11 protein-coding genes are annotated in these 12324 nt (G+C 77.4%); 5 read left to right on the top strand and 6 right to left on the bottom strand.

Annotated elements, in window-relative coordinates; genetic code table 11:
* Positions 1-69: 69 nt before the first annotated feature.
* The 3 genes from EDD39_RS20765 (at position 70) to EDD39_RS39690 (ending at position 5499) form a co-directional block, all read left to right on the top strand.
* Positions 70-1008, top strand: coding sequence for a serine/threonine dehydratase (locus EDD39_RS20765; protein WP_123558145.1), 939 nt, complete (start codon positions 70-72; stop codon positions 1006-1008).
* Between the two features lie 264 nt (positions 1009-1272).
* Positions 1273-3549, top strand: a complete 2277-nt coding sequence (locus EDD39_RS20760; RefSeq protein WP_123558142.1) for a CRISPR-associated endonuclease Cas3'' — start codon at positions 1273-1275, stop codon at positions 3547-3549.
* Between the two features lie 96 nt (positions 3550-3645).
* The gene (locus EDD39_RS39690; RefSeq protein WP_123558140.1) at positions 3646-5499 is read left to right on the top strand and encodes a hypothetical protein; all 1854 of its coding nucleotides are present in this window, start codon (positions 3646-3648) and stop codon (positions 5497-5499) included.
* Between the two features lie 43 nt (positions 5500-5542).
* Here EDD39_RS39690 and EDD39_RS20750 read toward each other — a convergent pair whose 3' ends face one another.
* From EDD39_RS20750 to EDD39_RS20740, 3 genes are all read right to left on the bottom strand, one after another.
* On the bottom strand, positions 5543-6550 hold the full coding sequence (locus EDD39_RS20750; RefSeq protein ID WP_208765547.1) for an NADP-dependent oxidoreductase: 1008 nt from the start codon (positions 6548-6550) through the stop codon (positions 5543-5545).
* Positions 6551-6738: 188 nt separating this feature from the next.
* Positions 6739-7263 carry a DUF3291 domain-containing protein gene (locus EDD39_RS20745; protein WP_123558138.1) on the bottom strand — a complete coding sequence of 175 codons (525 nt, stop codon included), beginning with the start codon at positions 7261-7263 and terminating at the stop codon, positions 6739-6741.
* 32 nt (positions 7264-7295) lie between these two features.
* Positions 7296-7925, bottom strand: coding sequence for a helix-turn-helix transcriptional regulator (locus EDD39_RS20740; protein WP_123558136.1), 630 nt, complete (start codon positions 7923-7925; stop codon positions 7296-7298).
* A gap of 311 nt (positions 7926-8236) precedes the next feature.
* Here EDD39_RS20740 and EDD39_RS20735 point away from each other — a divergent pair, with 311 nt between their 5' ends.
* On the top strand, positions 8237-8488 hold the full coding sequence (locus EDD39_RS20735; RefSeq protein WP_208765659.1) for a hypothetical protein: 252 nt from the start codon (positions 8237-8239) through the stop codon (positions 8486-8488).
* A gap of 45 nt (positions 8489-8533) precedes the next feature.
* Here EDD39_RS20735 and EDD39_RS20730 read toward each other — a convergent pair whose 3' ends face one another.
* The 3 genes from EDD39_RS20730 to EDD39_RS20720 form a co-directional block, all read right to left on the bottom strand.
* A complete protein-coding gene (locus EDD39_RS20730) occupies positions 8534-9193 on the bottom strand; it encodes a zinc-ribbon domain-containing protein (RefSeq protein ID WP_123558134.1) in 660 nt (219 codons plus the stop codon).
* 105 nt (positions 9194-9298) lie between these two features.
* The gene (locus tag EDD39_RS20725; protein ID WP_123558133.1) at positions 9299-10639 is read right to left on the bottom strand and encodes an NAD(P)/FAD-dependent oxidoreductase; all 1341 of its coding nucleotides are present in this window, start codon (positions 10637-10639) and stop codon (positions 9299-9301) included.
* A 160-nt stretch (positions 10640-10799) separates the two neighbouring features.
* Positions 10800-11705, bottom strand: a complete 906-nt coding sequence (locus EDD39_RS20720; protein ID WP_123558131.1) for an alpha/beta hydrolase — start codon at positions 11703-11705, stop codon at positions 10800-10802.
* Positions 11706-11747: 42 nt separating this feature from the next.
* On the opposite strand from EDD39_RS20720, the gene EDD39_RS20715 reads away from it, so the two are divergent.
* The gene (locus EDD39_RS20715) at positions 11748-12272 is read left to right on the top strand and encodes a MarR family winged helix-turn-helix transcriptional regulator (RefSeq protein WP_123558129.1); all 525 of its coding nucleotides are present in this window, start codon (positions 11748-11750) and stop codon (positions 12270-12272) included.
* Positions 12273-12324: the final 52 nt, after the last annotated feature.

Here is a 12324-nt window from a genome sequence, read left to right as displayed (position 1 = left end):
GGGTCCCGGGCGCGCCGCGGCGGTACTGTTCGGCCCGTCCCCTCCGCACCGACCACCGGGAGCCGTACCGTGCACCAGCTCAGCCCTGCCGACGTCCGGGCCGCCGCCGACCGGATCGCGGGCGCGGTCCGCCCGGTCCGGGTGGTGCCGGGCGGGCCCGACGGAGTGTGGCTGGCCCTGGAGCACATGCAGCACACCGGCTCGTTCAAGGCCCGCGGCGCGGTCAACTTCCTGCGCGCCCACCGGGCCGCGGGCACCCTCCCGGACGCGGGCGTCACCATCGCCTCCGGCGGCAACGCGGGCCTGGCCTGCGCGTGGGCCGCCCGGCAGGAGGGCGTGCGGGCCACCGTGTTCCTCCCGGTCAACGCCCCCGCCGTGAAGGTCGCCCGACTGCGCGGCTACGGGGCCGACGTCCGGCTGGCGGGCCACGAGTACGCGGAGGCCCTGGCGGCCTGCGAGGAGCACGCGGCGGCGAGCGGCGCCCTGGCCTCGCACGCGTACGACCACCCGCTGGTGGCCGCCGGGGCGGGCACCCTGCTGGCCGAGATCCGCCGGCAGGTCCCGGACCTGGACACCGTGGTGGTCTCGGTCGGCGGCGGCGGCCTGTTCGCGGGCGTCGCCACCGCGGCCCGCGAGCACGGGGTGCGGACCGTCGCCGTCGAACCGGAGAACTGCCGGGCCCTGCACGCCGCCCTGGCCGCCGGCACCCCCGTGGACGTCCCCGTCGACTCGGTCGCCGCCGACTCGCTCGGCGCCCGCCGCGCCTCCGCCGACGCCCTCGCCGCGGCCCGGCACGCAACGGTGCGCACCGCCCTGGTCCCGGACCCGGCGATCGTCCGGGCCCGCCACCACCTCTGGGAGGACCACCGGCTCGCCGTCGAACACGCCGCCGCCACCGCCCTGGCCGCCCTCGGCACCACCTACCACCCCGCCGAGGACGAACGGGTCTGCGTCGTCCTGTGCGGCGCCAACACCGACCTGACCACCCTGACCGCCCCGGACGCCTGAGCCCCGGTCCCCGGCAGCAGCGAACCCGACGCCCCGCCGGACCTGCCACCGCCCACCCCTCCCGGCCAAGGCGCCACCAGTTCCCGTCAGCAGCGCCACAACCGACACCCCGCCGTCCGCCCCGCCCCCTAGAGTTCCGGGTCCGGCCGCCGCTCCCGCTCTGGCCACCTCGCCGCCGGCCCCCGCCAGCAACAGCAGAACCGACACCCCGCCGTCCGCCCCGCCCCCTAGAGTTCGGGGTCCGGCCGACGGAGGGGAACGGGGATGGCGCAGGGGTTCGAGGAGTTCTTCCGGGTGGCGACCGGCCACCGGCCGTACGCCTGGCAGCGGGTGCTCGCGGAGGGCGGGCTGCCGCGTTCGGTGCGGGTGCCGTCGGGGGGCGGGAAGACCGCGGGGGCGGTGCTGGCCTGGCTGTACCGGCGGACGGTGGCCGCGCCGGAGGCGACCGCTCGGCGGCTGGTGTACGTGCTGCCGCAGGGCAGCCTCGCGCACTGGACGCACGCCCGGACCGGCCGCTGGCTGCACCGTCTCGGTCTCGCCGACGCCGTTGACCTGCACCTGCTCGCCGGGCCGGACGGCCAGAACGGCGCCTGGCGGCGCCACCCGGAGCGGAGCGCGATCCTGGTCGGCACCCACGACGTGCTGCTGAGCCGGGCGCTGATGCGCGGTCTCGCCGACAGCCGGACGATGGCGCCGGTCTCGTTCGGGCTGCTCAACAACGACGCGCACTGGGTGTTCGACGAAGCGGGCCTGCTGGGCCCCGGCCTGCCGACGGGCGAGCGGCTGCAGGCGCTGCGCGAGGCGCTGGGCACGACGGCGGCGACCGGCAGCACCTGGATGTCCGCGGTCGGCGACGGCAGCGCTCCCCCGGCCGGGCCCGGCCCGGCCCCGGCGCGCCGGATCCGGCAGCTGCACCCGGACCCGGAGCGGTACGTGGCCGACCTGGTGGCGGCGCTGGGCGCCGCGCACCGGCCCGGCACCCGGACGATCGCCGCACTCGGCTCCCCGGCCCGGGCCCGCGCGGTGCACGCCGCGCTGCGGGCCGCGCACCCGGGGCGGCCGGTGGCGCTGCTGCTCCCGTACCACCGTTCCGCCGAACTCCCGCTGCCTGCGGGGGAGTCGGCGGACGGCTTCCTGGTGGTGACGCGGGCGCTGGACGCCGGCTCCGACCTGTCGGGCCGCACGGTGCTGACCGAACTCGCGCCGTGGAGCGCCCTGGTCCAGCGCGCCGGGCGCTGCAACCGGCACGGCGAGCACCCGGACGGCGGCGACCTGCTGTGGTGCGTCCCGCCGGAGGGCCCGGGGCCGGACGACGCGGTGGCCCGGTGGCTGACGGCGCACGAGGGGGCGGCCGTCACCGCCGCCGACCTGTTCGCCGTCGACGCGCCCCGCTCCCCCGTCCCGGAGCCCGTCCCGGAGCCCGTCCCGGACGCGCCGGACGCACCCGACGCGCTGGGCGGGCCCGAGCTGGTGGCGCTGTTCGACACCGCGCGCGGGGCCGGGCCGGACGGGGCCGCGCCGTGGGTGCAGGCCGCGGCGGACCGGACGGTCTTCGTCGCCTGGCGCGCGTTCGGGCCGGACGGGCCCGCGCCGGAGGAGCCGGAGCCCGGGCGGCACGAGCAGTGCGAGGCGCCGCTCGCCGAGGTCACGGCGTGGCTGGCGGCTGCGGCGGAGGAGGAGGGGGACGGCGGCGGGGCCTGGCTGCGGGACCGGGTCGACGGCCGGTGGCGGCGGGCGGTGGCCGCGGACCTGTGCGCGGGCGCGCTGCTGCTGCTCGACGCGGCGCGCGGCGGCCACCTGCCCGGCACCGGTTGGACGCCCGGCAGCCGCACCCCCGTGCCCTCGCTGTTCACCGGCCGCACGCCCCCGGCGACCGCGTGCGCCGCCTGGGTGTCCCTGGAGCAGCACCTGCGGGAGACCGAGGAGGAGGCCCGCGCCCTGACCGCCGAGCTGCCCGGCCTGACCGGGCCGCAGCGGGAGGCGGTGGCCCTCGCCGCCCGGCTGCACGACCTCGGCAAGTGCCACCACGTCTTCCAGGACAAGCTCCGCGACGGCGGCGGCGACCCGCCCGAGGGGCTGCTCGCCAAGTCCAAGGCCCCCTGGAACAACGGCGCTTCGTCCCGGCCGTTCTTCCGGCACGAGCTGGTCACCGCGCTCCTGCTGCTGGCGGGCGACCACTGGCACCCGCCCGGCACGGACCCGTCCCTGGTCGCCTACCTGGCCGCCGCCCACCACGGCCACGTCCGCGTCACCGTCCGCCCGGAGCCCGGCGAGGCCGCCCCCGCCCTGTTCGGTGTCCGCCCCGGCGACCGCACCCCGCCGTTCGCCCTGGCCACCGGCGAGCGCTTCCCGGCCCTGGAGCTGGCCCCGGCCGACCCGTTCCGCCCGGACGGCGCCTGGCCCCCGCTGGTCGCCGCGCTGCTGGCCGACCCCGGCCTCGGCCCGTTCCGCCTGGCCCACCTGGAGGCCCTGGTGCGCACCGCCGACTGGCGCTCCAGCGCCCGCCACGACGGCCCCAACCCGCAGGCCCCGCAAGGGTGATCGGGCGGGCCGGGGCCGTGCGGCGCAACCATCCGATGATCCACTCGTTGGTCCGTCCGACGTACCCGGCTTTGCCGCCGAGCCTTGGAGGGGCCGATGGATCTCAGGACACTGCCGCGGCCCCGGGCGGTCGGGGGCGGCGGGCGGCCGGAGTCCGCGGAGGCGGTGCTGGTGCGGCACTACCGGCGGCTGGTGGGGATGGCGTACCTGACCCTGCCGGCCGACCGGGGGCGGCACGCCCGGGTGGTGGCGGCGCACGCGGTGGTGCAGCGGGCGCTGCCGGTGGCGGGCGGGAAGGTCGCCGGGCAGCAGGGGTACGACGCGGTGCGGGCCCGGGTGCTGCGCGGGGCGCTGCGTCGGCGGCGGTGGCCGGGGGCGGTGTTCCCCCGGGTGTGGGGGGTGCGGCTGTTCACGCCGCCGGACGACGCGGACGCCGAACTGGACGCCCGGCTGGCCGGGTTGCCCGCCGCGGCGCGGGCCGGTTTCGCGGTGCAGGCGCTGGACGGCCTGGGCCGGGCGGAGGCCGCCGAGGCGCTGGCCTGGGCCGGGGTGGAGGAGCCGGCCGAGGCGGCCAGGGCCGGGGCCGAGCTGCTGGGTTCGCTGGACGGCGCGGGCTGGCCGGAGCTCCCGCCGGGCTACGACGCCTGCACGGTGCACCTGCGGCCGGGCGACCTGCTGCGCCGCCGCCGGCGGGCGTTCACGGCCGCGGCGGTGGCGGTCGCGCTGACCGCCGCCGTCCTGCCGGTGCTGGCCTCGCCCCACCCCGGCACCGGCAGGTCGGACGGGCAGCCGTCGGCCGCACGGGTGGTGCCGCCCGAGCGGCGCGCCGACGGCCTGTGGCGCGCCAGCGCGAGGCTGGGCCTCGGGGTCTGGCCGGCCCGCGGCGGGTTGCGGGACGACGCCGCGCTGGTCGGGCGGGCGGTCGCCGCCTGGCAGCAGGCCGGTCCGGGCACCGCCGCCGAGCCGGGCAGCGTGCCCGGCCCGCCCGTCTCGGTGCCCCAACTGCTGTACGCGGGGCGGCTGGACGGCGCATCGGTGGTGCTGCTGACGGACGGCCGGACCCTGGCCCGGTACGGCGACGACCCGGCGGCGGGCGGGGGCCCGGTGCTGGCGCTGGCGGCGGCCGGGGAGAGCGACGTGACGGCGGGGGCGGCGGTGGTGCTGCGGCGCGACGGCCGCGGGGCGCGGTACCTGCTGGCGCCGTGGGTGGCGGCGGCCGCGACCCGGCGGCTGGACCGGCCGGAGGAGGCGGAGCGTCCGCTGGCGTTCGCGGACGGGGTGACCGACCCGGTGCCGGGGACGGCCGCGCCAGGCTGCCCGGGGCCGGTGCTGCAGCTGCGCTCGGACCCGGTGGTGGCGGAGCAGCACGCGTTCCTGCTGGCCGACCTCGGCGGGCTGGCCCCGGCGCACCTGACGTACACCCCGCCGCCGGACGCCGCGGCCCCGGCCCGGCCGCCCCGGGAGGCGGTGGGGGCGCAGGCGCTGCGGCGGTGGGCGGCGGGGGCCTGCGCGGTGCCCGAGGCGGGGCCGGGCGTGCGGCAGTTGAACCTGTGGGAGTTCGCCGACCAGAAGCTGCCGCAGAACGCCGGGGAGCTGGCCTGGGCCTGCCTGCGGGCCGACCGCTGGGACGGGTCGGGCAGCGCGGCGGCGGCCGTGCTGCCGCCGGACGGCGGGCGGGCCGAGCGGCTGGCGCGCGCCGACGGGCGGGCGTGCAGCCGCTACGAGCAGGACACCGTCGCCCAGTACCGCTGGCGCGCGCCGAACGGCACCCCGTACCTGCTGGTCGCCGCCAGCCGCCGGGTCGCCCGGCTGACCGTCACCGCCCCGGCCCGCCGGGTCGACCAGGCCGTGCCGCCGACCCGCACGCTGGCCCTGGACAACCCGGGCGGCGGGCCCAGCACCGTGGAGGCGGTCACCGCCTCCGGCACCCGCCTGCGCCCGATCGGCTGACGGGCCGTCAGGGCCCGTGCACCACCGGTCGGGTCGGGTCAGGTCAGGTCAGGTCGAGGATCAGCTTGCCGGTGTTGGCGCCGCGGAACAGCATCTGGAAGGTCTCCGGGAAGGCGTCGACGCCGCCCTTGACCAGGTGTTCGCGGGTGCTGAGGCGGCCGTCGGCGATCCAGCCGGCGATCTCGCGGGCGGCCTCCGGGTAGCGGGTGACGTAGTCGAAGACCACGAAGCCCTGCATCCGGGCCCGGCGGACCAGCAGCGAGAGGTAGTTGGCGGGGCCCTGGACGGTGTGCTCGTTGTTGTACTGGCTGATGGCGCCGCAGATCACCACCCGGGCGTGCACGGCCAGCCGGGTGAGGGCGGCGTCCAGGACGGTGCCGCCGACGTTGTCGAAGTAGACGTCGATGCCGTCGGGGGCGTGGGTGCGCAGTGCCTTGCGGACGTCCTCGGCCTGGTAGTCGACGGCCGCGTCGAAGCCCAACTCCTCGGTGAGCCAGGCGCACTTGGCGGGCCCACCGGCGATGCCGATCACCCGGCAGCCCTTGAGCTTGGCGATCTGGCCGACCAGGCTGCCGACCGCGCCGGCCGCGCCGGAGACCGCGACCGTCTCGCCCTCGTTCAGCGCGCCGACCTCCAGCAGGCCGAAGTAGGCGGTCATGCCGGGGGTGCCGAGCGCGCCGAGGTGGGTGGGCAGCGGGGCGGCGGCCGGGTCGATCCGGCGGGTGCCGCGGCCGTCGGACAGCGCGTACTCCTGGACGCCGAAGCTGCCGCTGACGAACTCGCCGACCCGGAAGTCGGGGTGGGCGGACTCGACCACCTCGAGGATCGAGCCGGCCCGCATCACCTCGCCGAGGCCGACCGGCGGCAGGTAGGAGGGGCGGTCGTCCAGCCAGCCGCGCATCGCCGGGTCGAGCGAGAGGTAGCGGGTGCGGCCGAGGAACCAGCCGTCGGCCGGGCCGGCGACCGGCTCCTCGGTGAGCGTCCAGTCCTCCTGGCGGACCGGGCCGACGGGGCGGCGGGCGAGTCGGATCTGACGGTTGGTGACCGGCATGGCGCGCTCCTGCGAGGGGTGCTGGACGGGACGACGGGGCCGTCGGTGCTCGGGGGGTGGACCGGCGGCCCCGCCCACCCGAGTCTAAGCAAGCGCTTAGTCATCTGGCCAGGGGTTCGCCGTCCGACCGGCCGGGGTTCACCGCCCGGCACCCCTCCCGCCCGGCCGGCGGGCGGGCCGCTCCCGGTTCAGCGGGCGTCCGGCGCCGGGTGCGGCTCCCGGAAGGTGAACGCCTCCGGGCCCGGCCCGTGGTCGCGGATCAGCGCGATCCGCGCCATCGCCTCGGCCACGCTCGGGCGGTGCCCGGCCGGGACCCACCACATCGCCTGGTGCGCCCCGTCCGGGCGCTGGAACCACTCGCGGCGGCGGGCCAGCACCCGCAGGTGGTCGCTGCGGTAAACGTACTCCCGGAGCGCCTCGACCGACTGCCAGACCGAGCAGTTGATCTGCAGCAGCCCGTCGTCCGGGTCGGGGTGCAGGCCGGTGGCGTCGGCGCCCGTGTCGTCGACCAACCGCCAGACGAAGCCGGGGCTGCGCTCGGCGAGCGCGTTGATCTCCGCCAACTGGTCCATGAAACCGGCGAGTTCGGGGCTGTCCAGCGGGGCGACGGTGCGGCCGACGTTGACCTGGGCGAGCTGGTGGCCGGAGGTGGGAGCGGGCACGGCGGGGGCGGGCACGACGGGGGCGGGCACGGCGGCCTGAGGGGCAGTCATGCGGCAAGCATGGCCCGGCCCGACCTCTATCGTCAATGGTTATTGTTTTTAGAGAGTGCCACGCAGCAGCGGCCCGCACCCGGGTCCATCACGGGCGTCCACTCCGCCCCGGCCAGGCCCTCCAGCAGCGCCAGGTTCATCCCGCACACCAGTGCCGGGAACTCCTCCGCCAGCGCGTGGAACGGACAGTTGCGCAGCCGCACCACCTCGCCGTCCGGGAACGGCGCGTAGCCGCGCTCCGCCAGCGCCGCCGGCACGTCCGGGGCCGGGTCGGCCGAGCCCGCGGCCCGGGCCGCGGCCTGCAACTCCCGGTCCAGCCCGGCCCGTTCGACCACCTCGGCGAGCAGCCGGCCGGCCCCGCCGTAGTCCCGGGGCGGGAGCGCCACCGCGAACTCCTCCTCCGCCCGGCGGTACAGCTTGGCCGGGCGACCCGCACCGGGGCCGCCGCGCCCGTCCGGACGGCGGTAGGAGACCGCCAGCAGGCCCGCGGCCACCAGCTTGTCCAGGTGGAAGGCGGCCAGCGAGCGGGAGACGCCCGCGGCCTCGGCCGCCGCGTCCCGGCCGACCTCTTCCGGCGCGCCGGCCACGTACCGGTAGAGGGCGCGCCGCACCGGGTCGGCGAGGGCGCCCAGCGCCTCGATCGAGGAGTCCTCAGCAGTCACCCGCCGAGTCTATGACCGGCCGACCGGCCGACCGGGCCCGGCGCCCACCGCTCCCGATTCCGCCCCGCCCCCGCCCCCGTCCGACGTGAGCGCGCCCCCGCTCCCGCCCCCGATTCCGCCCCGCCCCCGCCCCCGGTCCGACGCGAACGCGCCACCGGGGCGGCGCCGTTGCGCCACGTCGGCGGATTGCCCGCGGATTGCCCGGCATCGGCTTCTACACCTCTGTAGAGTGTCCCTGACCGCCACCAGCCGGGTCGTTCGGGCACCCCGCACCCGTCACCCCCGTCGACCGGACTCGAAGGAGGCCCGCAGTGCTCCCTCCGCAGCTGCAGACCGACCCCGCCTGGTCCCCGCCGGAGCCGGAGGTCCGGCCCGCCTACCAGCCCGTCGAGGTGCTCCTCGACGGCTCCGGCACCTGGGCCCTCGGCCGGATCAACGCCTGGTGGCACTCCCCCGCGGGCGAGCCCTGGTGCCGCCTGCGCCTGATCGGCACCACCGCCGAGCCCGAGTGGCGCCGCTACGACCCCGAACGCGTCCTGCTGCTCCCCACCCACGGCACCTGACCGCGGGAGCGCCGCACCGGCCGGTGCGGTGTCGGCGTCCGGCTCTCAGCGCCGGGTGCCGCAGCTGGGGCAGAACGCGGAGCCGTCGGGCACCTCGGCGTGGCAGGAGGTGCACTGCGCGGGCCGGGCGAGGCGGAAGCCGCAGCCGGGGCAGAACGGGGTGCCGTGGGTCTCGGCGCGGCACTGCGGGCAGACCAGTTGGCGGTCGGCGGTGACGTCGAACTGCCCGGCCCGGGACTGGCCGTGGTCGTACGCGTTCTGCGTGACGGCGTCGTTGAGTCCGCGCTGGCGGGCGGCCGCGGCCTCGGCGGCGGTGTCGGGGGCGCAGCCGAGGCACAGGCCCTGGGCGGCGTTCCAGCAGCGGCCGCAGACGTAGTGGGTGCAGCGGGCGCAGCGGTTGAAGTGCTGCTGGGCGTTGCCGATGGCGCGTTGGAAGGCGGCGTCGCGGCCGCTGCCCCAGCTGGCGCCGGCCAGGCCGTCGGCGGCGTTGCTGAGGCCGTTGGAGGCGCTGCCGCCGAGCAGGCTCCAGGCGGCGCTGACGCCCTTGTTGATCCAGCCGGCGGCCTGCCCGGTGCGGAAGGGCTCGAACTCGGAGCGCCAGGTGTCGTAGCAGCGCGAGCAGGAGAACTCGAACTGGAAGCCGGCGCCGGTGCCGTGCTGCTCGCTGAGGTCGCGGTAGTTGTTGCTGAAGTAGATCTCGCTCATGTCGGCTGCCCAACCCTTGCACGTGCCGTCTGGATGGATCGCACAGGTTGCCACACCCGGGTGTGGCCGCCGGTACGGGGGCCGGTGTTCCGGCGGGCGGTGCGGTCAGCCGCCGAACAGGACCGGTCCCAGCACGGAGGGACGGAACAGCAGGGTGGGCGGTTCCACCATCGCGGCGACCTGGTGGAAGGCGGCGGCGACCCGGGCGTCGGTGACGGCGCGGGCCAGTACCCGGTCCAGCATCCGCTGCTGGACCTTGACCTGGAGGCCGGAGGGGCCGCCGGTGGTGCCGGCGAAGCGGACGTCCTCGCCGGCCGCCATCTGCCAGGGGTTGCGGGTGACGCCCGCGATGGCGTCGCGGGTCTCCCGGACGGCGGCGTGGCCGAGGTCGCCGTGCTTGCGGACGGCGTCGCGCAGGGCGCGGGCGGCGAGCGCGGCGACGGTCATGCCCTGGCCGTAGACCGGGTTGAAGGTGCAGGAGGCGTCGCCGAGGGCGAGGAAGCCGTGGGTGGAGGAGCGTTCGTAGTGCCGCCACACGCTCGGGCCGGGGACGAAGCCGCGGGCCGGGCCGGTGGGCTTGGCGCCGGTCACCGTCTCGGCGATGCAGGGGTCGCGGAGCAGGCCGAGCTGCTTCTCGAACTCCTCGGGCTGGATGGAGGGTTCGTAGCCGCGCATGCCGCCCATGCCGACGATCCAGCGGTCTCCCTCGACGGGCAGCAGGACGCCGAAGCGGCCCTGGTCGGGGGCGTGGCTCTGCAGGTAGAGGGCGGAGTCGGCGGGGGCGTCGGCGGGGCGGTGGTAGAAGCGGGTGGCGTAGGAGACGCCGGCGTCGACCCGGTCGCGGGGGACGGCGGGCGCGCCGAGCACCGAGAGCCACTTGGCGGCGTGGGTGGCGCGGCCGGCCGCGTCGACGACCAGCTCGGCCGGTATCTCGGCGGTCTCCTCGCCGCGCCGGCCGCGCCGGTTGACCTGCACGCCGGTGACGGTGTGCCGGTCGCCGAGCAGGCCGATCACCTCGGTGCCGGTGCGGAACTCGACGTTCGGCGCGGCCCGGACCCGGTCCAGCACCACCTGGTCGATCAGCGGGCGGCTGCAGGTGAGCACGGCCAGGTCGCTGTCGTAGGGGGCGAGCCAGCCCGCGGAGGTGAGCCAGCGCAGGCCGCCGGAGAGCGAGACCCGGGTGGCGCCGGCCGCGAGGAGTTCGGCGAGGGCGCCGGGCAGCAGTTCGTCGATGGTGCGCTGGCCGGCCTCGAGCAGCAGGTGGCCGTGCTTGGCCTGCGGGACGCCGGGGCGGAAGTCCACCCCGTCCGGGTAGCGGTCGCGTTCGACCACCACGACCCGTTCCGCCACGCCGTGCAGCGCCCAGGCGGCCAGACATCCGGCCAGTCCGCCGCCGATCACCACTGCCGTGCCGCGGTCACCGGCCGCGGTCCCCCTAGAACTCATGCCCGTACAGTAAGGGACACGGCGCGCTGGGTCACCGGAAGTCCGCAGTTCGGCAGCCTTTTCGTGACGGGCAACTCCCTTCCGGGCGGGGCGATTTCGCCGGTTCCGCCCGGTGCGGCCCGCCTTGTCCGGGCGCCGGGCCCCGGCTGCCGACGGTCCGTCAGCGGCCGCCGGCGGTGCGCTGGCGCAGGAACAGGGCGGCCCGCTCCAGCGCCTCGTCGGCCTCGTCGAGGACGCCCGCGAAGCACTGGAAGACGTGCGGGACGTCGGCGGTGACGTCGAGGGTGACGTCCACGCCCGCGTCGCGGGCCCGGGCGGCCAGCCGGGTGGAGTCGTCCAGCAGCAGCTCGTTGGCGCCGACCTGGATCAGCATCGGGGGCAGGCCGGTGAGGTCGGCGTGCACGGCGGGGCTGAGCAGGGGGTGGCGCGGGTCGGCCCCGGCGAGGTACATGGCGCTGGTGCCCTCGAAGGAGGAGCGGGTGAAGATCGGGTCGACGCCCTCCTTGGTGTCCATGCTGGCACCGCTGCGGGTGGCGTCGGTGCCCGGGGAGAAGGCCAGGATGCCGGCGGGCAGCGGGAGTCCGGCGTCCCGGGCGGCGAGGACGGTGGTGACGGCGAGGCCGCCGCCCGCGGAGTCGCCCGCGAGGACGGTGCGGGCCGGGTCGGCGCCGCGTTCGAGCAGCTCGCGGTAGGCGGCCAGGGTGTCCTCGACGGCGGCGGGGAAGGGGTGTTCGGGGGCGAGCCGGTAGTCCGGCGAGTACGCGGGCAGGCCGCTGCCCGCGACCAGGTGGCCGGTCAGCGAGAGGGCGGTCTCCGGCGAGCCGAACACCCAGCTGCCGCCGTGGAAGTACAGGATCGTCCCGTCCCGGGCCTCGCCGACCGGGTCGACCCGCAGGGCGGGGCGGCCGCCGAGGACGGCGGGCGCGGTGCGGATCCGCTCGTGCGGGACGAGCATCCCGGCCATCAGCTCCCGGAATCCGGCCCGGATCTGCTCGACGGTCCGCTCCCCCTCGGGGGCCGGCCGCCGCAGCTTCCGGTCGATCTCTGCGCGCTGCTCCCTGCTCATGGCACACTCCTGTCAGAAGTAGCTTCCGCTACACTATATGCTATGGAATATACATCGGCCGACGGCCCCGCCCCCACCGATTCCGCCGCGCCCTCCGCTCCCTCCGCGTCCTCCCCCGCGGGCCTCGCCGCGCTCTTCGCCGACCTGGTCCGGTGCGAGACCCGGCTGTACAACGCCATCGGCGACCGCCTGCGCGAACGGCACGGCATCGTCACCTCCCAGTACGAGTTCCTGCACCACCTGCACGAGCACCCCGGCTGCCGGGTGGCCGACCTGGCCGCCGAGTTCGCCATCGGCGTCGGCGCGACCAGCAAGGGCGTCGACCGCCTGGAGAAGCAGGGCTGGGCCGCCCGGCAGCCGAACCCCGACGACCGCCGCTCCTCGCTGCTGGTGCTGACCCCGGCGGGCGAGCAACTGGTCGCCGAGGCCCGGCGGACCTTCACCGGGGCCCTGGCCGAACTGCTCGGCACCGACCTGGACGCCCCCGCCCTGGACGGCCTCGCCCGCACCCTGTCCACCCTGCGGGCCGCCCTGGAACGCGACCGGACCGGCACCCCGGCCGGCTGACGTCCCGTCAGCGACCACCCCGTCAGCGACCGCCCCTGCGGCGCCCGCCACG

Source organism: Kitasatospora cineracea, from assembly GCF_003751605.1.
Classification (GTDB): Bacteria; Actinomycetota; Actinomycetes; order Streptomycetales; family Streptomycetaceae; genus Kitasatospora; species Kitasatospora cineracea.
This window is presented reverse-complemented; position numbering and strand designations above follow the sequence as displayed.

Coding starts and splice junctions, on each gene's coding strand:
- EDD39_RS20720 (WP_123558131.1), bottom strand. CDS start 11,705: ATGAGCAGGGAGCAGCGCGCAGAGATCGACCGGAAGCTGCGGCGGCCG.
- EDD39_RS39690 (WP_123558140.1), top strand. CDS start 3,646: ATGGATCTCAGGACACTGCCGCGGCCCCGGGCGGTCGGGGGCGGCGGG.
- EDD39_RS20750 (WP_208765547.1), bottom strand. CDS start 6,550: ATGCCGGTCACCAACCGTCAGATCCGACTCGCCCGCCGCCCCGTCGGC.
- EDD39_RS20745 (WP_123558138.1), bottom strand. CDS start 7,263: ATGACTGCCCCTCAGGCCGCCGTGCCCGCCCCCGTCGTGCCCGCCCCC.
- EDD39_RS20715 (WP_123558129.1), top strand. CDS start 11,748: ATGGAATATACATCGGCCGACGGCCCCGCCCCCACCGATTCCGCCGCG.
- EDD39_RS20725 (WP_123558133.1), bottom strand. CDS start 10,639: ATGAGTTCTAGGGGGACCGCGGCCGGTGACCGCGGCACGGCAGTGGTG.
- EDD39_RS20730 (WP_123558134.1), bottom strand. CDS start 9,193: ATGAGCGAGATCTACTTCAGCAACAACTACCGCGACCTCAGCGAGCAG.
- EDD39_RS20760 (WP_123558142.1), top strand. CDS start 1,273: ATGGCGCAGGGGTTCGAGGAGTTCTTCCGGGTGGCGACCGGCCACCGG.